We start from the raw sequence: 23,690 nt of genomic DNA on the forward strand, positions 1-23,690 counted from the left end.
CGAGATGCTTAAGGTTTTTGGGCGATGAAGTTGACTTTGGCCAAGCCCGCGCCTTGCAGTGTGACCAGCGTTTGCAACACACGCTCATAAGGCACGACGCGATCGCCACTTAGGCGCACCACGGGTTGGGGTTCTTGCCTCGCGGCTTGCTGCGCTTGGGCATTGAGCGCGTCGTCTTCTATTAATTTGCCGTTCCAGTAGGCATGGCCTTGCGCGTCGATGTCTAGGCGCACAGGCTGGGCAGGTTGTGGCGGTGCTGTACTGCTGGCGCGAGGCAACACCAAAGGGATCGCGCTGTGCATAGCGGGCACGGCCAAGATGAACACAATCAACAACACGAGCATCACGTCAATCAACGGTGTCATGTTGATTTCTGTCATCACCTCGTCATCGTCTTGGGCAGGTAAGAACGACATGCTCAAACTCCCGCAGTGTCGCGTTGGCCCACGCGTGCACCCGTGACTAAGAAGGCATGCAAGTCGTGCGCGAAGCGGTTGAGCTGGCCTAAGATGAATTTGTTGCCGCGCACCAAGGCGTTGTAGCCCAACACGGCAGGCACGGCCACCACCAAACCAAGTGCGGTCATGATGAGCGCTTCACCAATGGGACCCGCCACGCGGTCCATGCCCACTTGGCCTGAGGCGCCAATGCCGATGAGCGCGTGATAAATGCCCCACACCGTGCCGAACAAACCCACGAAGGGGGCTGTCGAACCAATCGAGGCCAACACGGCCAAGCCTGCTTGCAAACGCGCGGTGGAGTCGTCAATCGCATTGCGCAAACTGCGTGTGACCCAGTCACTCACGTCCAAGCTGTCATGCAGCTGTTCTTGCGTGGCACGGTGGTGGGCAGAGGCTTCGTGGCCTTGTTTGGCCAAGCTGTAAAACGGGTTGGTGTTGGCGGCGTGTGGTGTGGCGCCATCCAGTGTGGCCAAGCCGTCGTCTAAGTTGCTGCTATGCCAAAACGATTCCACGTGCTGCGCCATGCGTTTCAAGCGCACGATGTCGAGCGCCTTCATGACGATGACGACCCATGACAACACAGACATGCCGATCAACAGCAGGGCCACGATGTGGGTGATGACGTCGCCCTGTTGCCAAAAATTCAAAATACCGGGTTGGTTTTCCATGACAGTTTCCAAAAGTTATTCCAAAACAAAATGAACGGGGACGTTGAACCACATCGCCTCAGGCACACCCAAGCGCTGGCCTGGCACAAACCGCCAGCGCATTACGGTGCGCAAGGCTTCTTGGTCCAAGCGGTCGTAACCACTGCTGGTTTTGATCTCGCCCTGCTGTGGCGAGCCATCGCCGGCGACGAACACACGAATCACCACTTGCCCTTGTTCGTTGAGGCGACGGCTCACACGTGGGTAAGTCGGTTGGGGGTTGTTCAAACCGTGTGCGTCGCTGCTAGGCAGGCTGAAAGCGGGTGAACCAGTTTGTGTCGACGCAGCACGGGCTGACGTTGCAGGTACGGCTGCCGTCGTGGTTTGTGCGGCGCTAAGGCTTTGTGATGCAGAAATAGGAGACGGTGCAGGCGATGCTGTGGCTGCTGTTTGGGCGGGCGCTGGCGTAGATTTCTCGGAGGTCGACGCAGGTGTCGCCGTGACTTTGGGCGTAGGGGCAAGCACCATCTCTATGGCCATGCCTTGGGGGCGGTCCAGGGGCGTGGCTTCGGGTGAGAGCAACAAGGCGCTGATGGCCAACACATGCAGTGCTACCACGCACAACACCACGGTGGTGACTGTGCGTTGTTTGTCTGTGTGTGATGGCGCGTAGGTGAATTGCAGCATCAGGTGTCTGCCCACATGCGCAAGAGGTTGTGATACACGCCGGTTTGCGTGACCGCTTCTGGAATTTCGCCGTACTGGGTGCGTAGGCTCAGCAGGCTCATGTCGAGCTCGTACAGCAAGCGGCGTTGCTCGTCGCTGCGCACCAAACTTTCAATCCAAAAGAAGCAAGCCAAACGCTCGCCGCGCGTGACCGGCTTGACTTCGTGCAAGCTGTTGCCGGGGTAGATGACGATGCTGCCTGCGGGCAGCTTGATGCTTTGCTCGCCGTAGGTGTCGGCAATGGTCAGCTCGCCGCCGTCATAGCTGTCGGGCTCGCTCAAAAACACCGTGCACGAAATGTCGGTGCGCACCCGTTTTTCGTGGCTCAGCATGCGAATCGCGCCGTCAATGTGTTTGCCAAAGTAATTGCTGTCACCCGCGTAGCGGTTGACGCGCGGTGTGTAAATTTTCTTGGGCAGCGTGGCCGAGAAAAAGGTCGGGTTGGCGTTGAGTGCCTTGAGCACCATCTCGCGAATGTTGACGGCGGCATCGCATGTCTGCGGCAATTGCTCGTTGTGTTTGACCATCGCCGCTTGCCGACCCGCCGTGCCAATGCCCGGCTCCCAAGGTGCGTCTTTGAGCCAAGCGCGGGCTTGGCGCAATTCTTCGGTGGATAACAAATTGGGCAGGGTTAGCAGCATGCGTGTTTCCTCTGAAACTTAAAACTTGTAAGAGCCCGTCACCTGCACCAAGCGCCCCGCACCCGGCACGTAGTGGCCGCTGTACAGCTGGTCGGCGTAGCGCTTGTTGGTGAGGTTGCTCACGTTCCCTTTGAAGGTGAAGTGCTCGTCCACGCGGTACTCGGCCATCACGTCGGCGGTGGTGAAGGCCGGCGCTTCCCAGCCCGGGTTGCGGTTGGGGGTTTGTGCGCCACGGTGGTTCAAGCCTGCGCCCACGCGCCATTGGCCGTTGATTTGGTAGGTGTTCCACAGCGTGGCGCTGATACGCGGTGTGAGTGAGGGGCGTGCGCCGGTGCGCTCGTTGTCACTGCCCGTGGGTGATTTGTAGGCTTCGTCAATGCGTGCATCTGGAATCCACATGAACGAGCCATAGGCTTCCCAGCGCGGTGTGATGCGACCCGTGAAGTCAAGCTCTAAGCCGGTGGCGTGACGCTTGCCCGATAGCACGGCCACGTCGACCAAGGGGTCGGTGTTGCGTTCGTGAAGTTTGGTGGAACGAAACAGTGCGTAGCGTGTGGTGAAATTTTTATCGGCTGAATCAATCTTGGCCCCCAACTCTAAGTTGATGCTTTGTTCGGGCGGCACATCGGCGTTGCTCGCGCCTAAGGAATAGGCATCGCCCGAGGTGTTGAACGAGGTGGCCGCAGAGAAGTGGTACGACTCGCGTTCGTTACGTTGGAACAAGGCGCCCACCCGTTTGCTCCATTCGCCCACGTTCATTTGGTAATTCGATTTCACGCCGTTCACGGCATTGGCACCGTTGGCAGGTGCCGCAAAACTGTCGTAGTTGCCGTTGAGGTTGTCGTAGCGCACGCCACCCAAGAGCTTCCAGTGAGGGGCAATTTGCACCAAGTCTTGCGCGTACACGCCCCAAGCGGTGGAGGTGTATTGGTTGTTCACGCGCAACACGCGCGAACCTTCATTGACCCAAGCGCCATCGTCAGGTGTGCCGATGGTGGTGTTGGGCTTGATGAGGTCAACACCGCCCAGGCCTTGTGCGGCGGTGCGTGCGGCGTACACGGTCTTTTGTTCGCGGGCCACATCGATGCCGCTGAGGAATTCGTGCCGTACGCCCAACGCATCAAACTTCGCGCTCAAATCGCTTTGCAGATACATCGAATCCAAGTTTTGAATTTTGTTTTGTGTGCCGCGTGTGAGCACCGTGTTGGGCCCAAAGTTCGACAAGTTTTCGCCAACGGTTAGGCGAATGGTGCTGGCGCGTTGGTCGCGTGTGTAGACACCGCGACGCACGCGGGTGGTGAGTTCGGTCTCACCGTCAAAGCGGTGCGTGTGCGCCAACGTAGCGTAGGTGGCCGTGCCATCGTTGTAGTCGCTGGCCAGCCCAAAGTTACTCGTGGGACTCACGGGCAATAGCGTCGTGGCGCTGGCAGGGCTGCTGCTGGTGGGCTTGATCCACGGCATGCCGTAATTGATGCCGTTGTTGTTTTCTAAGCGGTAGAGGCTGGCCGTGAATTCATCGCGTTCGCCAATGCCCCAGCGGTAGCTGCCAGCGATGCCTTGCTTGTCAATGCTGCTGCCCGCGCCGTTGTTGTCGGCGGTGGTTTTCATGGCGCTCACACGCAAGGCCGAGCTCTCGCCGGTTTGTTCGTTGAAGTCGCCCACCACGCGGCGGTGGTTGTGGCTGCCCACGGTTACGTCGATTTGGTTGTCGTCCATTAAGCGCGGCACTTTGTTCACCATGTTGACAGCGCCGCCCGTGGAGCCGCGGCCAAACAACATGGAGGCCGAGCCGCGCAAGAGCTCTACGCGGTCAAGGTTGAAGGTGTCGCGGTCGTAAAACGCGGGGTCGCGAATGCCGTCTACAAAAATATCGCCGGTGGTGGAGAGCGCAAAGCCGCGCAAGCGAATGTCTTCTTCGCCGCCCTCCGCCGCTTGAAAGGTGATGCCCGCAGTTTGCTTCAGCGCGTCTTTGACGGTGTCTAAATTGCGGTCGTCCATCATGCGTTCGGTCACCACGGTGATGGATTGCGGAATGTCGCGCAGCTTTTGTTGACCTTTGCCAATGCGGGTTTCGGTGGCGCGCAGGCTGTCTTTGCCTTCGGACACTTCAGCTTTTTCGCGCACGGTGACGGTGCTGAGTGTTTTCTCCGCTTGGGCGTGCGCAGATGTCGCCAAGCTGGCTGCCAACAACATGGCACCCAAAGGCAGCAGTTTGGAGGCTTGCGTGGCTGGCACGCGTGGGGTGCGAGGCGCAGGTGAAGACAAGCGGCGTCGGTTGAGCCGCGAACGGGTGGTCGCCATGGAGAAGCTCCGAAAGTAGTCGCCGAAGCAAGTCGGCAGTTGTGATCAGAGGCTGGCTACACGCCCTTGCACGCAGGGCGACAAACACGGGGTTTGTTGGCTGGCCGAAAAATACAGGCGCAAAAATTTCTATGCTTTGCGCCTGAGTGCCGCGCTGGGTGCGTGATGCAGGTGCTTACTTGAAACCCACGCGGTCCAACATTTGTTGCACCTTGATTTGGTTCATGCCGACAGCGCTGATGGGTACCAGCTCGCTTTTGAAGTTGCCGCCCGTCATGGCTTTGAGTGCGGGGTTGTCCAGCTTCAAGCCTTTGACGACGGGCCATTCGTTGTTGCCGTTGGCAAAGTGGTTTTGGGCTTCGGGGCTGACGAGGTATTCCAAAAACTTCACGGCATTCGCTTGGTTCTTGGCGTAACGCGCCACCGCGCCACCCGCCACGTTCACGTGTGTGCCCCAGCTTTGTTGGTTGGGGAACACCACGCCCACGCGCTCGGCCACGGCTTTGTCGGCGGGGTTGGTGGAGCGCATCAAACGCGCCAAGTAATAGGTGTTGGTCACCGCAATGCCGCACTCACCACTGGCCACCGCTTTGATTTGGTCGGTGTCGCCGCCTTTGGGCGCGCGCGCCATGTTGTCGACCATGCCTTTGAGCCATGCTTCAGTGGCCGCTGGGCCGAGGTGTTCGGTCATCGCGCCAAACAGGCTCAAGTTGTAGGGGTGCGAGCCTGAGCGGATGCACAGCTTGCCTTTGTTTTTGGGGTCGGCCAGTTCTTGGTAGGTGTCCACGTCGTCACGTTTGACTTTGAGTTTGTCGTACACCACCACACGAGCGCGCGTGGACAAGCCAAACCAAGCGGTGCCACCGCCGTCTGCAGGTTTGGCCCGGAGTTCGGCGGGCACGGCGGTTTCTAAAACCTTGGACTGGATGGGCAAGAACAAACCATCGACTTCGCCGCGCCATAAACGTGCGGCATCGACCAACAAAATGAGGTCGGCGGGGGAGGCACTGCCTTCGGCCTTCAAGCGGGCGACGATGCCTGCATCATCTGAATCCACGCGGTTGATTTGGATGCCGGTGGCTTTGGTGAAGTCGCTGTACAGCGCTTCGTCGGTTGGGTAATGGCGGGCTGAGTAAATGTTGAGCACCGGCGTGTCTGCCAACGCTACAGGTGCGTACAAGCCGACGAGCAAGGCTGCGGTAGCGCTGCTCACAGCAAAAGACAAGGTGGTCAGAATGCGGCGCATGACATGAACTTCCAAATGTGAAACTTGGAAGAAGTCTACATCAAATGCGAATCGTTCTCAATTGATGTAAGTCAAAGACCCTTTTGGCGGCGTGCTTTGTCGGGTGCTGGATTCAGGATCGACGCAGAGTTCGGCTGAGCAAAATCACGGGCAGCAAGCCGACCAGCACCAAGGCCAACGAGGGCAAAGCGGCTTCGCCCAAACGTTCGTCGCGTGCCAGTTGGTAGGCCATGACGGCCAGGGTGTCTGTGTTGAACGGCCGCAACACCAAGGTGGCGGGTAGCTCTTTCATGACGTCGACCAACACCAACAACGTAGCAGCGGCGACGGGCTTGCGCAGCAGTGGCCAGTGCACGCGTCGTACCAGTGAAAACCCCGCCACGCCGAGCATGCGTGCGCTGTCATCCAAACTCGCGGGTACGCGGGCGTAGCCGCTTTGAACCGATTGCAAGGCCACGGCGACAAAGCGCACCAAGTACGCCCAAACCAAGCCCAGCACCGTGGCGGTTAACCAAAATCCCACCCCCGAATTAGGCCAAGTGGCTTGTACCCAACCCGTGGGCAGTAACAAGCCCACCACAATCACCGCGCCGGGCACGGCATAGCCCAAACTCACCACCCAGCGCACTTGGCGTGTGAGCCAATTGGGTTGCAAACGCGCCTGCGCCGCCAGCAACAATGCTGCACCTACAGCGAGCAAGGCGGTGAACAAACCCAGTGACAAACTGGTGATCGACCATTGCGCAAAGCGCGCCCAAGGCAGGGCCACGTCGTCGGTGCCCTGCCACAAAGCGCGCAGCATGAACACAATCGGGAGCACAAAGCCGCAGAGCACGGGCAACACGCACAGCACCCAAGCGATGCAGGCGGCCAAGCCTTTGAGTTGAAGAGGCTGCGATTCGCTGCTGTGTCGGTCCGAACGGGCACTCGAAAAACGCAAGCGCGATTGCGCACGTTGCTCGGCCGCCAGCAGCACGACCACGACGACCAACAGCAAGGTGGCCAGTTGGGCTGAGGCGATGCGGTTGTCCATCACCAGCCACGCTTTGTAAATGCCTGCCGTGAAGGTTTGGATGCCAAAGTAGCTGGACACGCCAAAGTCGGCCAGCGTTTCCATCAAGGCCAGTGCGGTGCCTGCGGCGATGGCAGGCCGCGCCAAAGGCAAGGCCACGCGCAAGATGCGGCGCGACAAAGACGCACCGAGCAAACGCGCCGCTTCCATCAAATGGTTGGCACGCTCCGATAACGCCGTACGGGCCAGCAAATACACATAGGGATAGAGCGCAAGCGTGAACACGCAGGCCGCACCCCACACATTGCGCACTTCGGGGAAGACGCGGCCTTCGACGCCCAAGACGTTGCGCAACGTGGTTTGCAGCGGACCGCTAAATTGCAAAAAGTCGGTGTACGCATAGGCCACCACATAAGCAGGCATGGCCAAGGGCAACAGCAAGGCCCACTCCAAACTGCGCCGCATAGGAAAGTCAAACAAGGTGACCGCTGCAGCCGACACCGTGCCCATGCTGACCACGCCGACGCTGACCAGCACGCACAACAGCAACGTGGTGCTTGTGTAATCGGGCAGCACGGTTTGCGCCATTTCCCTCAAGATTTGCGCGGAGGCTGTGTTCCATTGCGCCCACGACGCGAGCACCGTCAACACGGGCAACGCCAGTAATAAGGCCAACAGCAGCAACAGCCCTAAAGCCGCGACCACCCACGCCCGACGAAAAAAACCTTGTGAAACAAAACCCATGCGTCATTGTAGGGAGGGGGCTTGAGTGCCCTTCCCTACAATGAGTCTTATGTTTTTAGATGTTGTTCAGCTACAAGTGAGTTACCCAGACCGCCCGCGTCCTTCGGTGGATCGCGTGAGTTTTGGTTTGCAAGCGGGCGAGGTCGGCGTGCTGATAGGTCCTTCGGGCTGCGGCAAAACCACCTTGTTGCGCGCGGTCGCAGGGTTGGAGCATGTCAGTGCCGGCGACATTCGGCTGGCGCAAAAAGTGGTCAGCAGCGCCACGCAGCATGTGGCGCCGGAGTCGCGCCGTATTGGCATGGTGTTTCAAGATTACGCCCTGTTCCCGCACTTGTCAGTGCATGACAACGTGAGTTTTGGTTTGCACCACCTGCCGCGCGTGGCGCGTGACGCCCGTGTGCGCGAGGTGTTGGCGTTGGTCGGTTTGGCCAGCAGTGCGCAACGTTTTCCGCATGAATTGTCGGGCGGCCAGCAGCAACGCGTGGCGTTGGCGCGTGCCTTGGCACCTCAGCCCCAACTGCTGTTGCTGGATGAACCTTTTTCTAATTTGGATGTGGAGTTGCGCGAGCGTTTGGCGCTCGAAGTGCGCGGCATTTTGAAAGAGGCGCAAACCACAGCCTTGTTTGTCACGCACGACCAAATGGAAGCCTTTGCCATTGGCGATGTGATTGGCGTCATGTCGGAAGGGCGTTTGCACCAGTGGGACGACGCCTACACCTTGTACCACCGACCCGCTACGCGTTTTGTGGCCGAGTTCATTGGTCACGGCGTGTTCACCCCCGCCACGTTGCGCGAAGAAAACGGCCAAGTGGTGGTGCACACGCCCGTGGGCGATCTGACCGATGTGTCCGAGTGCCCGCTGCCTTGCACCTTCGCTTCCGGTGAATGCGATGTGTTGCTGCGTGCCGATGACATCGTGCATGACGACCACGCGCCCGTGAAAGCCGAAATCATTCGCAAGGCATTCCGCGGGTCAGAGTTTTTGTACACCTTGCGTTTGAAGACCGGTGAAACGGTGATGGCCCATGTGCCCAGCCACCACGACCACACCGTGGGCGAGTGGATAGGGATTCGCGCTGAAGTCGATCATGTGGTGACCTTCAACCGCGCATGCCCGATCAATGGCAACGACTTGTGCAGCATGCCTTGTGCTGCACATGCCGCCCCGCAATCTGTTCGTTTTATGGAGAAACCATGAGCTTGACTTTGTACTTCGCCCCCGGCGCGTGTTCGTTTGTGCCGCATTGTTTGTTGGAAGCCAGCGGGGCGGCCTTTGAGCCGACCATGGTCAAGCTGCACAAAGGCGAGCAATACGACGAGGCCTACAAGGCCATCAACCCACGCAGCCAAGTGCCCGTGTTGGTCGACGAAGGCCAGTCGGTCACGCAGATCGTGGCGATTTGCAGCTACCTCGACAGCAAGTTCCCGCAGATGGGCTTTTTGCCCGCTTCAGGCATGGCGCGCGCGAAGGCACTCGAAGCATTTGCATGGATGAACAACACCGTGCACCCCACGTTCACCCATGTGTTCATGCCCAACAAATACAGCGCGTCGGCCGAGGTGCAAGCAGACATCAAAGCGCATGCGGTGGAAACCTACCGTGGCTTGATGGGCGAATTGCAAACCTTGGTGACCAGCGCCCAGGCGCGTGGTGATGCGTGGTTGGCCGGTGCCCAATTTGGCCCGCTCGATGCCTACGTGCTGACCTTGACGCGTTGGGGCAGCATTGCGGGCATCAACCCCGAGGGCTACCCCGCTTTATGGGCGTTTGTGCAAAAAGTGGCGGCGCATCCGCCCGTTCAACGCGTGATCGAGCGTGAGCGTTTGCAGTTGAATTTGTTCAAGGCTTGATGCACCAAGCACACGCGCTGCAGCGTTAGGCCCTAGCGCATGGGCTTAGCGCGGCTTCAAAGCAGGGCGTTGGAAAACCGCACCGTGAACCGTGCGCCGGGCATGGGTTTGCCGGGCGCGGCGTCTTCCAGTACGACGGTGGCGTCGTGCTGATGCGCAATCTCCATCACGATGGGCAAGCCCAAGCCTGAGCCTTCGGCCCCCGTGCCCAAGGCGCGGTAAAACGGTTGAAACACCAAATCGCGTTCGGACTCGGGAATGCCGGGGCCCGAGTCCTCTACCTGCAACACGGCGACTTTGCCGAATCTGTCGCTCAGCAAGCGCACGGTGATGATGCCCGGCTGATCGGCTGTGGATGGCGTGTAGTTGATGGCGTTGTCCACCAAGTTGCGGACCAATTCTGTGAGCAGTGTGGGGTTGCCGTTGACGCGCACGCCAGAGCTCGCGGCGTCTACGCCTTCGTAGCCGAGGTCGATGTGTTTGTCCATCGCGCGGGGCAGCGAGTCTTGAATCACGTCACTCACCAGCGTCACCAAATTGCAGGGGCTGCGGGCGATGTGCGTGCTGCCGCTTTCGGCGCGAGCGAGCGAGAGCAGTTGGTTCACGGTGTGCGTGGCGCGCACGCTGGCCAAGCCAATGAGCTTCAGCGATTGCTTCAACTCATCGGCGCTGGCGCCTTGGCGTTGCGCCAAATCGGCTTGCATGCGCAAGCCTGCTAGCGGGGTTTTGAGCTGGTGCGCGGCATCGGCCAAAAAGCGTTTTTGGGTGGCGATGGACTCTTTCAGGCGCGTCAGCAAATCGTTGATCGAGGCCACCAGCGGCGCAACTTCAAGAGGCACCGAATGGTCATCCAGCGGGCTCAAGTCGTCGGGCTTGCGCAGGCGAATGCGTTCTTCCAGCAGGTTCAAGGGTTGAATGCCGCGTGCCAAAGCCAGCCACACCAGCAACACCGCCAACGGCAAGATGACGAACTGGGGCAGCATCACGCCTTTGATAATTTCGGTGGCCAATACCGAGCGTTTTTCCAGCGTTTCGCCCACTTGCACCAACACGGGTTTGGCGCCCGGCGTCACCACGCTGACCCAGGTGTAGGCCACGCGAATTTCGGAGCCACGCATTTCGTCGTCGCGCAACAGCACCTCGCCGGGCAGGGGTTTGAGCTCGTCGGGGGGCTGCGGAAAGTCGCGTTCGCCGCTGATGAACTCGCCTTTGGTACCCACCACTTGGTAGTAAATCAAGTCGGCTTCGTCGGCACGCAAAATTTCGCGGGCGGGCAGCGGCAGGTTGAAGTACATGCGCTGTTGGTCGCTTTTGACCAGCTGCGCCAAAGCCTGCACGTTGTATTCGAGGCCTCGGTCAAACGGGCGACCGGCGATGTTTTGCGCCACCAGCCACGTCAAGGCCAAGCTCACCGGCCACAGCAGCAGCAGCGGGGTGAGCATCCAATCCAGAATTTCGCCAAAGAGCGAGCGCTGCTCGCGCTGAAAAAGCTTCACCATGGCGAATCAGGCGTGTTGAACTCAGGGGCGTCGATTAGCCTTGGATTTTTTCGAGGCAATAGCCCAAGCCGCGCACGGTGGCGATGCGGATGGGGCCTTTCTCGATCTTCTTGCGCAGGCGGTGGATGTACACCTCAATCGCGTTGTTGCTCACCTCTTCGCCCCACTCGCACAAGCGCTCGACCAATTGGTCTTTGCTGACCAAACGGCCTGCACGTTGCAACAGCACTTCCAGCAAACCCAGTTCGCGTGCGGACAGCTCGACCATCTTGCCGTCGATGGTGGCCACACGGCCGGTTTGGTCGTAAATCAGCGGGCCGTGCTTGATGGAGGAGGTGGTGCCGCCCATGCCGCGACGCGTGAGGGCGCGCACGCGGGCTTCGAGTTCTTGCAGGGAGAAGGGCTTGGCCATGTAGTCGTCGGCGCCGTAATCCAGCCCTTTGACGCGTTCTTCCACGCCGTCGGCGGCGGTCAAGATCAGCACGGGGATGGCGGAGCCACGCGAGCGCAAACGCTTAAGCACTTCCAGGCCGTGCATTTTGGGGAGGCCTAGGTCCAAGATGAGCAAGTCGAACTCATCGGTGGTCATCAAGGCGGCATCGGCCTCGGTGCCACTGGCCACATGGTCGGCCGCAGCGCCAGAGGCGCGCAGCGTTCGCAGCAGGCCATCGGCCAAGACCAAGTCGTCTTCAGCGATCAAAATGCGCATGATGTGTCTCCAGCTTTGTTCGCGTTTTTAGGGGAATCAGGCTTGCGATTCTAGGTCCGAGTACGCACCCGCATAGGCTTCTAACCCTAAGCTGACCACGGTGGCCACATCGTTCCCCACTTCTTGTCGAAATTCAGCCTCGGCTTGCGCCACGGCGCGCTCGAATGCGCGCAACCAAATCAAGCCTGTTTCGGTGAACACAATGCGCCGCGCCCGTGCGTCTTGTGGGTCGGGCGTGCGCTGTACCAAGCCCCAGGCTTCGCACTGCGTCACCAAGTCGCCCATGGCTTGCTTGGTCATGCCGGCGCTGATGGCCAAGTCGCTCAAACGCGAGCCCTGCAGACTCAAGTGACGTGTGATGTGGATGTGCGCCGCGCTCACTTGGGCGCGTGCCGCGAGGTTGGAGAGGGCCAGCGGTACGTCGTCGTTGTTCGCCATCAAATGCAGCACGCGGGCGTCGAACCGCCGCATGGCATGGCCCAGCAAGCGACCGAGGTGGTGCCGAATTCCAATTAATTTTGTACATCACCATAATCTAAGTTGTTGATTTATATGGGATTAAAGAGGTGTGCAACATAAGACTTTGTAGCTGTGCGTCTTTTAACTTTGTATTTTCTAGGTTTTGAGTCATTGAAGTGTGTATTTTTTGAAGCACCCCTACGGGTAGTCAACAGAAACGGAACAGCTAGAAAAAATAGTTATGTAAGATATAAAAATAGCAAAATAGGAGTATCAGATGAGTAGCGGTCATTCCGTTCATTTCGCAAATTTCATTTGTCATGTTGGTGATGCGGAGCTAGCTGATGCACTTAGCGAAATCGTTATTCCTGCGTTTGACACCAACAAGGTTCGTGCTTTTCGGGATATCCGATATCTTCTTCATGAAGTGGTGGTTACAAATCTAACCATTTCCAAAGGAAATGAAGTGCCTGCAATTATCGGCAGGCTGGTCAAAGATATGGTTGTGCGTAGTGAGCAACAGCTAGACGCAAAAACCGGACAACTGTTGAAAGCAAATCAACAGATGCACACATCTCCCTCATCTCTGTTCGTGCTTTTACTGGATAGCCACAAGTTGATTTACTGTAACGAGACCGCGAATGCGCCGGGGCTGACATTACTTTTTCTAGTTTTTCCAACGTAAGCCCGTCTCGCATAAATTGGGCTGTCCGGACGATTACAACGGCGTTAGCAACTAAAGGACTGCTGATTCACAAAGGCAAGCATGAGGTTATGTACTCGAACGGGCAGGTGAAAATTCTGAAGCTTGTTGGAAATAGTAAGCCCTCATTGCCACCCAAAGAAAGGTCTAGAGTGAGAGCGCTTATTCACGCGTTCTCTAAGAGGGTGGAGGCAGGTGATGATCTAGAGTCTGCCCTGCAAACGCTACCACGGATGAGGGGACAGGCATACAAAGTGAAGCGATTTCATGCAAGAGAAGGGCTTCTCTTGGTTGAGCAAGTCGAAAAAGCAACTGCGCATTTAAGGCGGGAGCTTGCCAATTCTGCTGAGTAATGCCAGTGAGTTAGATAATTTCTAAAGACGATCGCTTCAAATTCCAGACTGTTGGCCTGTGTAAGTCCCCGCATAGGCTTCGAGCCCCAAAGAAATCACGGTGGCCACCTCGTTTCCTACTTCTTGACGAAATTCCGCCTCGGTTTGCAACACGGCTTGCTCAAAAGCACGCAGCCACGCAAGGCCTGTGTCGGTGAACACAATGCGCCGAGCGCGGGCGTCACTCGGGTCTGGTGTGCGCTGAACCAAACCCCAAGCTTCACACTGTGTGACCAAGTTGCCCATGGCCTGCTTGGTCATGCCTGCACTTTGGGCAAGGTCGATCAAGCGTGAGCCCTCAAGGCTGAGATGGCGTGTGATGTGAATGTGCGCAGCACTGACTTGGGCGCGGGCTGCTAGGTTGGAGAGCGCCAAAGGCACGTTCACGTTATGCGCCATGAGGTGGAGCACGCGTTCGTCGAAGCGACGCATGGCATGACCGAGCAAACGTCCTAAATGAGCTTGTCGCCAGTCTTGGTGAGAGGTCGAATTCAATGAGATTCCTTGCTAAACCCTTATGGCTATTAGCTTGCAGGCCGATAAGGGGTGTCCAAAATATACAAACTTCAGTGACTCAAAATACAAACTTGAATGACTTTCAGCAGGTGGGTTTGACGCCAGTCTTGGGGATGAGAAAAAGGGGGGTTGACAGCCATGCGTAGATAGTAAGGCAAACTGACTTTAAAAAGTCTTTTCTCGTTTTGACTTTGCGTTAAAGTACTGATCAAGCATCCAGCTGTTGAATTAAACAGTGGCTGGATCAACCCCTTTATGTGCCACCTCAACGGAGATTTTCATGAACGCTAAAACCCAAGCCCCCGACAGCGAAAAAGCCAAAGCCCTGCAAGCCGCCTTGGCGCAGATTGAAAAACAATTCGGCAAGGGCACCATCATGCGCTTGGGCGAAGGCGAGGTGATTGACGACATCCAAGTGGTGTCCACCGGTTCCTTGGGCTTGGACATCGCTTTGGGCGTCGGCGGCTTGCCCCGCGGCCGCGTGATTGAAATTTACGGCCCTGAGTCGTCCGGTAAGACCACCCTCACCTTGCAAGTGATTGCCGAAATGCAAAAGCAAGGCGGCACCTGCGCGTTTGTCGACGCCGAGCACGCCCTCGATTCGCAATACGCCCAAAAACTCGGCGTGAACTTGCAAGAGTTGCTGATCAGCCAGCCCGACACCGGCGAGCAAGCCTTGGAAGTGGTGGACAGCTTGGTGCGTTCTGGCGCGGTTGACTTGGTCGTGATCGACTCGGTGGCAGCGCTCACCCCTAAGGCTGAACTCGAAGGCGACATGGGCGATTCATTGCCCGGCCTGCAAGCCCGTTTGATGAGCCAAGCCTTGCGCAAATTGACGGCTTCGATCAAGAAGACCAACTGCACGGTGATTTTCATCAACCAAATTCGCATGAAGATTGGCGTGATGTTTGGTTCGCCAGAAACCACCACGGGCGGTAATGCGCTCAAGTTCTACGCCTCGGTGCGTTTGGACATCCGCCGCACGGGCACCATCAAAAAGGGTGAAGAGGCGATTGGTAACGAGACCAAAGTGAAAGTGGTCAAAAACAAAGTGGCGCCCCCGTTCAAAACGGCCGAGTTCGACATCTTGTTTGGCGAAGGCATCAGCCGCCACGGCGAAATCATCGACATGGGCGTGAATGCCAAAGTGATCGAGAAGTCGGGCGCTTGGTACGCCTACAACGGCGAAAAGATCGGCCAAGGCCGTGACAACGCCCGTGAGTTCTTGCGCGAGAACCCCGAGTTGTCTTTCGAGATCGAAAACAAAGTGCGCGATTCTTTGGGCATCCCTTTGCTGGCCGGTGGTGTGGACGCCCCTGCTGCGAAAGAAGAAAAAGCCCCCAAGGCTGCGAAGGCACCTAAAGAAGCCAAAGGCGCTGATGCAGACGCCGATGGCGTGGTCGCCTAAGACGTCGCTTTCAAAGAGCCAGTTCCGTGAGCAGCGACTTCGACACCGACGACGCGCAGGAACCCAAGGCCAAAAAGGCCAAAGGGTTTCAAATTTCGCTCAAAGGCCGAGCGTTGCGCTTGCTGTCGATGCGCGAGCACTCGCGCCAAGAGCTGGAGCGCAAGCTGAAAGCGTTTGAAGAAACGCCGGGTGAGTTGGCTCAGGCGCTGGATTTTTTAGCGGCCAAAGACTTCATCAACGAACAACGGGTGGTGGAGTCGGTGGTCAACCGACGCCAGCTCAAGCTCGGTGCATCCCGGGTGCGTCAAGAGTTGCAAGCCAAGGGGTTGCCTGCAGAGGCCATCTCCGAGGCGGTGCAAGCGATGCGCAGCACCGAGCTTGAGCGCGCGCGTGAGGTGTGGCGCAAGAAATTTGGCGAGCCGCCTGAAGACCAAGCGGCCCGGGCCAAGCAAGTGCGGTTCTTGGTGAGCCGAGGGTTTGCGCCTGAGGTGGTCAAGCGCGTGGTGGCTGGCAGCGACGACGATTAAACGCCCAGCATCAGCTGCAGGTTTTGCACCGCAGCGCCGCTGGCGCCTTTGCCCAAGTTGTCCAAACGTGCGATGAGCACGGCATGGCGATGGGCTTCATTCGCGAACACGCGAATTTCTAATTTGTTGGTGTCATTCAACGCGGTGGCGTCGAGCTTGCCGTTGTCGGTGGCGGGTTGCACGCTGACCCAGCTGTCGGGGTTGTTGCCGTAATGCGCGGCCAACGCGTCGTGCAGGTCGGCGGCTTTGGGTTGGCCTGGTAGCACATCCAAATGCAGGGGCAATTGCACCAGCATGCCTTGGCGGAAGTTGCCAACAGCGGGCACAAACAGCGGGCGGCGTGTCAAACCTGTGTTGGCCATGATTTCGGGGATGTGCTTGTGTTCCAAGCCCAAAGCGTAGGCTTCAAACAAGGGGGCTTTACCCGCTTCATAGTCCTCAATCATGGTGCGGCCACCGCCGGAGTAACCGCTGACGGAAGGCAGCGACACGGGGAAGTCAGCAGGGATCAAACCCGCTTGCACCAAAGGGCGCAGCAAAGCAATGGACCCTGTGGCGTAACAGCCGGGGTTGGCGACGCGTTGGGCCTTGGCGACTGCATCGCGCTGGCCAGCGGCCAACTCAGGAAAACCATACACCCAGCCCGGCGTGACGCGGTGGGCGGTGGATGCGTCAATGATTTTGGGTTGGTGGCCCGACAAACTGTCGATCATGGCCACCGACTCGCGGGCTGCATCGTCGTGCAGACACAAGATGACCAAGTCGACTTGGGCCATCAGGTCACGTTTGGCGAGCGGGTCTTTGCGCAGCGCGGGGTCGATGCTGACCACTTCGACGCTGGGCATGTGTGCCAAACGGTCGCGAATTTGCAGTCCGGTGGTGCCGGCTTCACCGTCAATGAAAACTTTGGCCATGGTTTGTCTAAGTCAGAAAGAAATTAAAAGGGGTCTGTTGGGAGGCGTAAGCCAGCCAAAAGGTTGACGCACTGCAGCATGATACATTTCTGGTGGCTTAGACCTAACACAAATCTATCGATTCTTAAGAGAGATCTCATGAAGATTCACGAGTACCAAGGCAAGGAAATCTTGCGTCAATTCGGTGTGCCAGTACCCCGCGGCATCCCAGCATTCACGGTTCAAGAAGCGGTCGAAGCCGCTCAAAAATTGGGCGGCCCAGTTTGGGTTGTGAAGGCCCAAATTCACGCGGGCGGTCGCGGTAAAGGCGGCGGCGTTAAGGTGGCTAAAACCATCGACGACGTGAAGCGCTTGGCCGAAGAAATCTTGGGCATGCAGCTCAAGACGCACCAAACTGGCCCTGAAGGCCAAAAAGTGCGTCGCCTCTACATCGAAGACGGCGCCGACATCAACAAAGAATATTACGTGTCCATCGTGACCGACCGCGCGAGCCAAAAGCTGGCGTTCATCGCTTCGAGCGAAGGCGGCATGGACATTGAAGAAGTGGCACACAGCACGCCAGAAAAAATCATCACCGAGTTCATCGACCCGTTGACTGGTTTGGGCGATGCACAAGCCAAGAAGATTGCAGACGCCATCGGCATGCCTGCTGACTCCACCGCCCAGGCCGTGGACATCTTCAAGAAGCTGTACCAGTGCTACATGGAAACCGATGCCTCTTTGGTGGAAATCAACCCACTGAACCGCGACAGCAAAGGCAACGTGGTGGCTTTGGACGCGAAGTTCAACTTCGATGCCAACGCCCTGTTCCGTCACCCCGAAATCGTGGCTTACCGCGATCTGGACGAAGAAGATCCAGCTGAAGTGGAAGCTTCTAAGTTTGACTTGGCCTACATCTCTTTGGACGGCAACATCGGTTGTTTGGTCAACGGTGCTGGCTTGGCCATGGCCACCATGGACACCATCAAGTTGTTCGGCGGCGAGCCAGCCAACTTCTTGGACGTGGGCGGCGGCGCGACAGCTGAGAAGGTCACTGAAGCGTTCAAGATCATGTTGGCTAACAAGAATGTCAAAGGCATTTTGGTCAACATCTTCGGCGGCATCATGAAGTGCGACACCATCGCCACGGGCGTGATCACCGCTTGCCGCGCTGTGAACCTGTCTGTGCCATTGGTGGTGCGCATGAAGGGCACCAACGACGAGCTGGGCAAGAAAATGTTGGCTGACTCGGGTCTGCCCATCATCTCCGCTGACACCATGGCCGAAGCTGCAACGCAAATCGTTGCCGCAGTGAAGTGATTAGGAATTAAAAATGTCTATCTATATCAACAAAGACACCAAGGTCATCACCCAAGGTATCACCGGCAAAACTGGCCAATTCCACACTGAAAAGTGCATCGAATACGCAAACGGTAAAAACTGTTTCGTGGCTGGCGTCAACCCCAAGAAAGCTGGCGAGTCCATCTTTGGCGTGCCAATTTTCTCGACCGTCAAAGACGCTGCCAAAGAAACTGGCGCCACCGTGTCTGTGATCTACGTGCCCCCAGCTGGCGCAGCAGCAGCCATCTGGGAAGCTGTTGAAGCCGACCTCGACATGGCCATCTGTATCACCGAAGGCATCCCTGTCCGTGACATGCTCGAAGTCCGTAACAAGATGAAAGCCAAAGAAGCCGCTGGCGGCAAGCGCACCTTGTTGCTCGGCCCTAACTGCCCAGGTCTGATCACTCCTGACGAAATCAAGATCGGCATCATGCCCGGTCACATCCACCGCAAAGGCCGTATCGGCGTTGTGTCTCGTTCGGGCACATTGACGTACGAAGCCGTGGCGATGTTGACCGAAGTGGGCTTGGGTCAATCCAGCGCCGTCGGTATTGGTGGTGACCCCATCAACGGTTTGAAGCACATCGAAGTGATGCAGGCTTTCAACGACGATCCTGACACCGACGCGGTCATCATGATCGGTGAAATCGGTGGCCCAGACGAAGCTGAAGCCGCCATGTGGTGCAAGGCCAACATGAAGAAGCCCATCGTTGGCTTCATCGCTGGTGTGACTGCCCCTCCCGGCAAGCGCATGGGCCATGCGGGCGCCTTGATCTCTGGCGGTGCCGATACGGCCGACGCCAAGCTGGCGATCATGGAAGAGTGCGGCTTCATCGTGACGCGTAACCCGTCTGAATTGGGCAAATTGCTCAAGGCGCAGCTGAAATAAGCTGATTTTTACAGCTGACAGCCACAATCCGTACAACGGAGTGTGGTTTGCCACAATACCAAGGCCGGATGTCCTGCAGGACAATCCGGCTTTGTGTTTTTAAAAGTTATGCATTTCACCCGTGAATTCGGGTGGTAAAGGAATACTGTGGAAGAATTTTTGACCGCTCATTTCTGGTTCGCTGTTGGCCAGATCATCATGATCGACATCCTGCTGGGTGGCGATAACGCTGTTGTGATTGCGTTGGCTTGCCGTCAATTGCCCGCTCATCAACGTAACAAAGGCATTCTTTGGGGCACAGCTGGCGCCATCGTGCTGCGCGTTATTTTGATCTTCTTCGCGCTGACGCTGTTGGCGATTCCATTTCTGAAATTGGTCGGTGCGATTTTGTTGGTTTGGATTGGTGTGAAATTGCTCACGCCCGATGACGAAGAAGACCACGGCAATATCCAAGGCAGCGAAAAGTTGTGGGGCGCGGTCAAGACAGTCATCGTCGCTGATTTGGTGATGTCGATCGATAACGTCATTGCCGTGGCAGGTGCTGCACAGACTTCGGGTAACCCTGATCACCAGATGCCTTTGGTGATTTTTGGCTTGCTGGTCAGCATTCCCATCATTGTTTGGGGTAGCCAGTTGGTGCTCAAGTTGATGGACCGTTTTCCCATCATCATCACAGTCGGTGGCATGTTGCTGGGCTGGATTGCCGGAACAATGATTCAAACCGACCCAGGTTTGGTGGCGTACATCCCTCAAGAGAAAGTGTGGAGTTACGCACTGGGTGCCGCGGGTGCGATCTTGGTGTTGGCAACGGGCAAAGTCATTTTGGCGCGTCGCACCGCAGCCTCTGAAGAGATGACGTCCTGAGCAATAAGTTTCAGAAGATCTGTTGATCTAACAAGCGAGCGGTGAGTTTCACCGCTCGCTTTTTTTTGAACTCAAACTCGCTCGGACAAGACAAGTCGGCTACCTAGAATGAAAGGCGATATCGCACGCCCCTTTTAGGACAAACACCATGCATCCCAAACGACAACAAGGCTTCACCCTGATCGAACTCATGATCGTGGTCGCCATCATCGGCATCTTGGCTTCGGTGGCTTTGCCCGCTTACCAAGATTACACCGTGCGTGCCCGTGTCAGCGAGGGTTTGGGATTGGCGTCTGCCGCCAAAAACACGGTGCTGGATGTGGCCAACAGTGGCAATGCCAATGCCACCACCGGCTACAAAGCCGACTACGTCTGGGACGCGGCGACCAAAAACGTGAACAAGATCGACATCAGTGCCACGACCGGCGCGATCACCATCACCACGACCGAAGCGGCAGGTGGCGGAACTTTGATACTGGTGCCCTACACCAAGTCGGGTGAAACGGTGTCCGCCTTGCCCGCACCTAGCGCCACGGGTGTGCTGATCAAGGGCGTGATTCAGTGGAAATGCTTGGCCAAAGGTGCAGCCAAGTTTGCAGACACCTCGGTCGGCACGGACGCACTGGAATCAAAGTTTGCGCCTAGCGACTGCAAGTAATGGTGGGGCGTACACGCGCATCACGCGCGTGTACAGCCCGCGTATGTCCTCGCGCTTGGGTGGAGGAAAATCCACCCCATGCTCTCTTTTGAAAAATCTGCCGTCGCAGCGCGCAATGTCTTGTTGCTGCTGTGCTTGGTCTTGCCGTGGCTCAACCCTTTTGCCAGCAGCCCCTCGACGGGCGTGGTTCCCTTGTTGCTGAGCTGGATGTTGGGCGCTTGCGCTTTGTTGTTGGTGGTGGATTTATCGGCTGAGCCTGCACCTTCGACATCGCAAGGGTGGGTGTTGGCTGGTGGTGCGTGGTTCATGGCGCTGGCGGCCTCTGTGCTGTGGGTGCCAGAGGTGGTCGATGCCGCCTTGACTTCGGGCTTGTTGGCGGCGCTGGTCACGGTATGGGTAATGGCTGCAGTCGGTCGCCGTGTTGCGCTGCTTAGCAACCAGTTGCTGCCTTGGGTCGTTGCCGCGTGGTTGGCGGCGGCGGCGGTGAGCAGCCTGCTCGGCGTTTTGCAATACCTCGACTTGGCGCGTGACCTAGCCCCTTGGGTGAACCAACCGGTGCGTGGCGATGCCTTTGCCAATCTGCGCCAACGCAACCAGTTCGCCAGTTTGACCAGCATCGGTTTGGTGACCCTTTTGGCTTGGGTGGCCGCGCGCCCTTCGCAACCCGTTTTAAAACGCAGCGTTTGGCGCATGGCGTGGCCTTGGCTGGTGCTCAACCTGTTGGCGGCGGGTGTTGCGTGTTCTTTGTCGCGCACAGGCGCTGTGCAATGGGTCGTGGTGGGGCTGTTGGCTGCTTGGTGGGCTTGGCGACAAAAATCGCATCAGCCCACTCGCTCAACGCCGTTGTTGTACATGGCCGTGGCCGCGCCATGTTTGGTGGTTCTGTGGTCGGTTTGCATGCCCATGCTGGCCGCGCACCTCACTGGCAGCCAAGGTGCCAGCATGATTTTGCGGGTAGCGGGGCAAGCCCAAGACTACGGCATGTGCGCGAGTCGACGTGTGCTGTGGTCCAACATGCTGAACTTGGCGTTGCAACGCCCGTGGTTCGGGTGGGGCTGGGGCGAGGCCGATCTGGCGCATTTCATGACGGCTTATTCAGGCCCTCGTTTTTGTGACTTGGTTGACAACGCGCATGACTTGCCCTTGCATGTGGCCGTCGAGTTTGGCTTGCCTTTTGCGGCGCTGTCCATCGTGCTGGGCTTGGCTTGGCTGGTGCGTCGTCAGCCTTGGCGCGAGACGAATGCGTGGCGTGTGATGGGCTGGGGCGTGCTGTTGGTGGTGGGCCTGCACAGTTTGTTGGAATACCCGCTCTGGTATGGCCCTTTCCAAATGGCTGCGGGCCTGAGTTTGGGTTTGGTCTGGGCGATGCCCTTGCCTTCGCGCCATGGCATGGATAACACCCAAGCGGAACGTCTAGCAGGGCAGTCGACGACCGCGTTGCCTAGCTCAGCCACCGTACCCACACCTCAAACATCACAACAGCAAAACATCGCTTTGCTGGTGTGTAGTTTGTTGTTCTTAGGCTGCCTCTATGCCGCGTGGGACTACAACCGTGTGGCCCAAATTTACCGCCCCGTTGCGTCGCGCGATGCGCCGTACCGCGACAACCCGATGGGCCACGCCAAGCAGTCGTGGTTGTTTCGCAACCAGGCTGACTTTGCCGACCTGACCACCCGCACCGTCACCTCAGACAACGCTGCCGACACCTATGCGTTGGCGCTACGCGTCATGCACTATTCGCCAGAGGCTCGGGTGGTGCAGAAGGCGATGGATAGTGCCAAGTTGTTGGGGTTGACCGATGAAGTTATGAAATTGACAGATCAACTCGATGCCGTGCGAAAAGCGGCGTTATGAGAAGGTTTGGCGTTCTTGTCGCGTTGAATTAAGCTTTGGAATCGCGCGCTTCCTGCAGCGCGAGTAGTTTGAGATACTTGTAGTAAGTGCTCTCAGCGTTGTAGATGGCCAGCATGAAGCCATATCGGCCATCTAAAAATCCAGCCCTGAAAATATAGGTGCGTACAAAAGCCCAGACGCCGTGTGAGATCGCCTTGCTGAAACTGCCGCGAACGCCTTTCGCATCCAGGTCCTTTGCATTCCCAGAGGCGTACCGATTGAGTTTTTCCAGCACATCATCCAAGTCGCGGTAGCTGTAGTGGATCAAGCTCTCGTTCAAATCAGCTTTGGTGCCATCGACCGTCATATGTGCGTGTAGGAAATGGTGCGTGAAACCTGCTTTTTCACGCTTGACCAAACGCAAGGTGTAGTCAGGTCGCCAGCCACCGTGATGAATGAATGTGCCGCACAAACTCGACAAACGTGGCAAGCGAAAACCGTCGGCTTTAGCATCTTGAATCGCTTGCAAAATTTCAGCTTGTAGGGCCGCGCTGATGCGCTCATCCGCGTCCAAAGAGAGCACCCAATCAGATTTAGCCAAACTGATGCCGCGCGATTGTTGAGGTCCGTAGCCAGGCCAATCTGTGGCTACGACTTGCGCACCTGCTTTTGCGGCAACTTCGGGTGTGCCGTCTGTACTGCCTGAATCTAAAACGATCACTTCATCAGCGAAGGCTGCAGATTTGACGCAATCGGCAATGTTGTGAGCTTCATTTTTGGCGGCGATGATGATGCTGAGAGTTGGCATATGAGAATGATGTTGTGGCATGCAAATGGGGGTCTTGTTGATCAAAGCGCTTAACCCGCCACATAACTCCCCGATTTACCGCCATGCTTCTCCAGCAGCTTCACATCCGTCATCGTCATGCCGCGGTCCACGGCTTTGCACATATCGTAAATAGTCAGTAACGCCACTTGCACAGCGGTCAGTGCTTCCATCTCGACGCCGGTTTGTCCAACGGTTTCCACCGTGGCTGTGCAGTGCACGCTGTGGGTGGTAGCGTCGATGGCAAATTCAACGGCAACACGCGTCAGAGCGAGCGGGTGGCACAGCGGAATCAAGTCGCTGGTTTTCTTGGCGGCTTGAATGCCTGCGATGCGGGCAATGCCCAGCACGTCGCCTTTTTTCGCGGTGCCGCTTTCGATCAGCGCCAAGGTCGCGGGCAACATTTGGATGCGTCCGGTGGCGACACCCACGCGACTGGTGTGGGCCTTGTCGGCCACGTCCACCATGTGGGCTTGGCCTTGCGCGTCAAAGTGGGTGAGTGTGGACATGGGTCAATTTACAGCGGGTTAACATGAGAGCAGCA

At 57.5% G+C, this 23,690-nt stretch carries 24 protein-coding genes; 10 read left to right on the plus strand and 14 right to left on the minus strand.

Annotated features, from left to right (window positions below; all coding sequences use genetic code 11):
- Positions 1-8: 8 nt before the first annotated feature.
- The 7 genes from C5F52_RS08875 to C5F52_RS08905 all read right to left on the minus strand — a co-directional run bounded on the left by C5F52_RS08875 (position 9) and on the right by C5F52_RS08905 (position 7,778).
- On the minus strand, positions 9-416 hold the full coding sequence (locus C5F52_RS08875) for a biopolymer transporter ExbD (protein WP_104797996.1): 408 nt from the start codon (positions 414-416) through the stop codon (positions 9-11).
- Positions 417-418: 2 nt separating this feature from the next.
- Positions 419-1,129 (minus strand): MotA/TolQ/ExbB proton channel family protein, encoded by a 711-nt coding sequence (locus C5F52_RS08880; protein ID WP_104797997.1) that lies wholly within the window; start codon positions 1,127-1,129, stop codon positions 419-421.
- Positions 1,130-1,144: 15 nt separating this feature from the next.
- Complete coding sequence (locus tag C5F52_RS08885) at positions 1,145-1,795, minus strand: energy transducer TonB (RefSeq protein WP_104797998.1); 651 nt, start codon at positions 1,793-1,795, stop codon at positions 1,145-1,147.
- Positions 1,795-2,475, minus strand: a complete 681-nt coding sequence (locus tag C5F52_RS08890; protein ID WP_104797999.1) for a Fe2+-dependent dioxygenase — start codon at positions 2,473-2,475, stop codon at positions 1,795-1,797. The genes C5F52_RS08885 and C5F52_RS08890 overlap by 1 nt, the downstream gene beginning before the upstream one ends.
- A gap of 18 nt (positions 2,476-2,493) precedes the next feature.
- Entirely contained in the window at positions 2,494-4,776 is a 2,283-nt protein-coding gene (locus C5F52_RS08895) for a TonB-dependent siderophore receptor (protein WP_104798000.1), read from the minus strand.
- A gap of 175 nt (positions 4,777-4,951) precedes the next feature.
- Positions 4,952-6,022 (minus strand): extracellular solute-binding protein, encoded by a 1,071-nt coding sequence (locus tag C5F52_RS08900; protein ID WP_104798001.1) that lies wholly within the window; start codon positions 6,020-6,022, stop codon positions 4,952-4,954.
- Positions 6,023-6,134: 112 nt separating this feature from the next.
- Positions 6,135-7,778 carry an iron ABC transporter permease gene (locus C5F52_RS08905; protein ID WP_104798002.1) on the minus strand — a complete coding sequence of 548 codons (1,644 nt, stop codon included), beginning with the start codon at positions 7,776-7,778 and terminating at the stop codon, positions 6,135-6,137.
- Between the two features lie 49 nt (positions 7,779-7,827).
- On the opposite strand from C5F52_RS08905, the gene C5F52_RS08910 reads away from it, so the two are divergent.
- Together C5F52_RS08910 and C5F52_RS08915 are read left to right on the plus strand one after the other, a co-directional pair.
- The gene (locus C5F52_RS08910) at positions 7,828-8,976 is read left to right on the plus strand and encodes an ABC transporter ATP-binding protein (RefSeq protein ID WP_104798003.1); all 1,149 of its coding nucleotides are present in this window, start codon (positions 7,828-7,830) and stop codon (positions 8,974-8,976) included.
- On the plus strand, positions 8,973-9,629 hold the full coding sequence (locus C5F52_RS08915) for a glutathione S-transferase family protein (RefSeq protein WP_104798004.1): 657 nt from the start codon (positions 8,973-8,975) through the stop codon (positions 9,627-9,629). Before C5F52_RS08910 ends, C5F52_RS08915 begins: the two co-directional genes overlap by 4 nt.
- A 56-nt stretch (positions 9,630-9,685) precedes the next feature.
- Here the strand turns inward: C5F52_RS08915 and C5F52_RS08920 are convergent, their stop codons facing one another.
- Genes C5F52_RS08920 through C5F52_RS08930 form a run of 3 tightly spaced genes read right to left on the minus strand, consistent with a single transcriptional unit; the run spans position 9,686 to position 12,350 of the window.
- A complete protein-coding gene (locus tag C5F52_RS08920; protein ID WP_104798170.1) occupies positions 9,686-11,125 on the minus strand; it encodes a sensor histidine kinase in 1,440 nt (479 codons plus the stop codon).
- A 37-nt stretch (positions 11,126-11,162) separates the two neighbouring features.
- Positions 11,163-11,837: a response regulator transcription factor gene (locus C5F52_RS08925; protein WP_104798005.1), complete on the minus strand. Its 675-nt coding sequence runs from the start codon at positions 11,835-11,837 to the stop codon at positions 11,163-11,165.
- 36 nt (positions 11,838-11,873) lie between these two features.
- Positions 11,874-12,350, minus strand: coding sequence for a MarR family winged helix-turn-helix transcriptional regulator (locus C5F52_RS08930; protein WP_236657808.1), 477 nt, complete (start codon positions 12,348-12,350; stop codon positions 11,874-11,876).
- Positions 12,351-12,573: 223 nt separating this feature from the next.
- On the opposite strand from C5F52_RS08930, the gene C5F52_RS08935 reads away from it, so the two are divergent.
- Positions 12,574-12,981: a hypothetical protein gene (locus C5F52_RS08935; protein ID WP_104798006.1), complete on the plus strand. Its 408-nt coding sequence runs from the start codon at positions 12,574-12,576 to the stop codon at positions 12,979-12,981.
- A gap of 407 nt (positions 12,982-13,388) precedes the next feature.
- Here the strand turns inward: C5F52_RS08935 and C5F52_RS08945 are convergent, their stop codons facing one another.
- Entirely contained in the window at positions 13,389-13,886 is a 498-nt protein-coding gene (locus C5F52_RS08945) for a MarR family winged helix-turn-helix transcriptional regulator (protein WP_369951970.1), read from the minus strand.
- 301 nt (positions 13,887-14,187) lie between these two features.
- Between C5F52_RS08945 and recA the strand changes: the two genes are divergently transcribed.
- Both recA and recX read left to right on the plus strand, forming a co-directional pair.
- Entirely contained in the window at positions 14,188-15,315 is a 1,128-nt protein-coding gene (gene recA / locus C5F52_RS08950; RefSeq protein WP_104798009.1) for a recombinase RecA, read from the plus strand.
- 92 nt (positions 15,316-15,407) lie between these two features.
- Positions 15,408-15,842, plus strand: coding sequence for a recombination regulator RecX (gene recX, locus C5F52_RS08955; RefSeq protein WP_369952010.1), 435 nt, complete (start codon positions 15,408-15,410; stop codon positions 15,840-15,842).
- Here the strand turns inward: recX and argC are convergent.
- Positions 15,839-16,756: an N-acetyl-gamma-glutamyl-phosphate reductase gene (argC, locus tag C5F52_RS08960; protein ID WP_104798010.1), complete on the minus strand. Its 918-nt coding sequence runs from the start codon at positions 16,754-16,756 to the stop codon at positions 15,839-15,841. The genes recX and argC overlap by 4 nt on opposite strands.
- Before the next feature lie 138 nt (positions 16,757-16,894).
- On the opposite strand from argC, the gene sucC reads away from it, so the two are divergent.
- The 5 genes from sucC to C5F52_RS08985 all read left to right on the plus strand — a co-directional run bounded on the left by sucC (position 16,895) and on the right by C5F52_RS08985 (position 22,341).
- Positions 16,895-18,055 carry an ADP-forming succinate--CoA ligase subunit beta gene (sucC, locus tag C5F52_RS08965; RefSeq protein ID WP_104798011.1) on the plus strand — a complete coding sequence of 387 codons (1,161 nt, stop codon included), beginning with the start codon at positions 16,895-16,897 and terminating at the stop codon, positions 18,053-18,055.
- Positions 18,056-18,068: 13 nt separating this feature from the next.
- A complete protein-coding gene (gene sucD, locus C5F52_RS08970; protein ID WP_104798012.1) occupies positions 18,069-18,965 on the plus strand; it encodes a succinate--CoA ligase subunit alpha in 897 nt (298 codons plus the stop codon).
- Positions 18,966-19,112: 147 nt separating this feature from the next.
- Positions 19,113-19,829: a TerC family protein gene (locus tag C5F52_RS08975; RefSeq protein ID WP_104798013.1), complete on the plus strand. Its 717-nt coding sequence runs from the start codon at positions 19,113-19,115 to the stop codon at positions 19,827-19,829.
- Between the two features lie 148 nt (positions 19,830-19,977).
- Positions 19,978-20,487, plus strand: coding sequence for a pilin (locus tag C5F52_RS08980; protein WP_104798014.1), 510 nt, complete (start codon positions 19,978-19,980; stop codon positions 20,485-20,487).
- A 78-nt stretch (positions 20,488-20,565) separates the two neighbouring features.
- On the plus strand, positions 20,566-22,341 hold the full coding sequence (locus C5F52_RS08985) for a PglL family O-oligosaccharyltransferase (RefSeq protein WP_104798015.1): 1,776 nt from the start codon (positions 20,566-20,568) through the stop codon (positions 22,339-22,341).
- Positions 22,342-22,369: 28 nt separating this feature from the next.
- On the opposite strand, the gene C5F52_RS08990 is transcribed toward C5F52_RS08985, so the two are convergent.
- Together C5F52_RS08990 and moaC are read right to left on the minus strand one after the other, a co-directional pair.
- On the minus strand, positions 22,370-23,128 hold the full coding sequence (locus tag C5F52_RS08990) for a glycosyltransferase family 2 protein (RefSeq protein WP_236657792.1): 759 nt from the start codon (positions 23,126-23,128) through the stop codon (positions 22,370-22,372).
- A gap of 50 nt (positions 23,129-23,178) precedes the next feature.
- Positions 23,179-23,655, minus strand: coding sequence for a cyclic pyranopterin monophosphate synthase MoaC (gene moaC, locus C5F52_RS08995; protein WP_104798017.1), 477 nt, complete (start codon positions 23,653-23,655; stop codon positions 23,179-23,181).
- Positions 23,656-23,690 lie beyond the last annotated feature (35 nt).

It is taken from the genome of Limnohabitans sp. TS-CS-82 (assembly GCF_002943475.1).

Excerpts from the sequence above, each read along its gene's own strand:
- C5F52_RS08895 (WP_104798000.1), bottom strand. The coding sequence starts at position 4,776 with ATGGCGACCACCCGTTCGCGGCTCAACCGACGCCGCTTGTCTTCACCT.
- C5F52_RS08875 (WP_104797996.1), bottom strand. The coding sequence starts at position 416 with ATGTCGTTCTTACCTGCCCAAGACGATGACGAGGTGATGACAGAAATC.
- moaC (WP_104798017.1), bottom strand. The coding sequence starts at position 23,655 with ATGTCCACACTCACCCACTTTGACGCGCAAGGCCAAGCCCACATGGTG.
- C5F52_RS08915 (WP_104798004.1), top strand. The coding sequence starts at position 8,973 with ATGAGCTTGACTTTGTACTTCGCCCCCGGCGCGTGTTCGTTTGTGCCG.
- C5F52_RS08985 (WP_104798015.1), top strand. The coding sequence starts at position 20,566 with ATGCTCTCTTTTGAAAAATCTGCCGTCGCAGCGCGCAATGTCTTGTTG.
- C5F52_RS08925 (WP_104798005.1), bottom strand. The coding sequence starts at position 11,837 with ATGCGCATTTTGATCGCTGAAGACGACTTGGTCTTGGCCGATGGCCTG.
- C5F52_RS08905 (WP_104798002.1), bottom strand. The coding sequence starts at position 7,778 with ATGGGTTTTGTTTCACAAGGTTTTTTTCGTCGGGCGTGGGTGGTCGCG.
- C5F52_RS08910 (WP_104798003.1), top strand. The coding sequence starts at position 7,828 with ATGTTTTTAGATGTTGTTCAGCTACAAGTGAGTTACCCAGACCGCCCG.
- C5F52_RS08880 (WP_104797997.1), bottom strand. The coding sequence starts at position 1,129 with ATGGAAAACCAACCCGGTATTTTGAATTTTTGGCAACAGGGCGACGTC.
- C5F52_RS08990 (WP_236657792.1), bottom strand. The coding sequence starts at position 23,128 with ATGCCAACTCTCAGCATCATCATCGCCGCCAAAAATGAAGCTCACAAC.
- sucC (WP_104798011.1), top strand. The coding sequence starts at position 16,895 with ATGAAGATTCACGAGTACCAAGGCAAGGAAATCTTGCGTCAATTCGGT.
- recA (WP_104798009.1), top strand. The coding sequence starts at position 14,188 with ATGAACGCTAAAACCCAAGCCCCCGACAGCGAAAAAGCCAAAGCCCTG.
- C5F52_RS08900 (WP_104798001.1), bottom strand. The coding sequence starts at position 6,022 with ATGCGCCGCATTCTGACCACCTTGTCTTTTGCTGTGAGCAGCGCTACC.
- sucD (WP_104798012.1), top strand. The coding sequence starts at position 18,069 with ATGTCTATCTATATCAACAAAGACACCAAGGTCATCACCCAAGGTATC.
- argC (WP_104798010.1), bottom strand. The coding sequence starts at position 16,756 with ATGGCCAAAGTTTTCATTGACGGTGAAGCCGGCACCACCGGACTGCAA.
- C5F52_RS08980 (WP_104798014.1), top strand. The coding sequence starts at position 19,978 with ATGCATCCCAAACGACAACAAGGCTTCACCCTGATCGAACTCATGATC.
- C5F52_RS08935 (WP_104798006.1), top strand. The coding sequence starts at position 12,574 with ATGAGTAGCGGTCATTCCGTTCATTTCGCAAATTTCATTTGTCATGTT.
- C5F52_RS08885 (WP_104797998.1), bottom strand. The coding sequence starts at position 1,795 with ATGCTGCAATTCACCTACGCGCCATCACACACAGACAAACAACGCACA.
- C5F52_RS08890 (WP_104797999.1), bottom strand. The coding sequence starts at position 2,475 with ATGCTGCTAACCCTGCCCAATTTGTTATCCACCGAAGAATTGCGCCAA.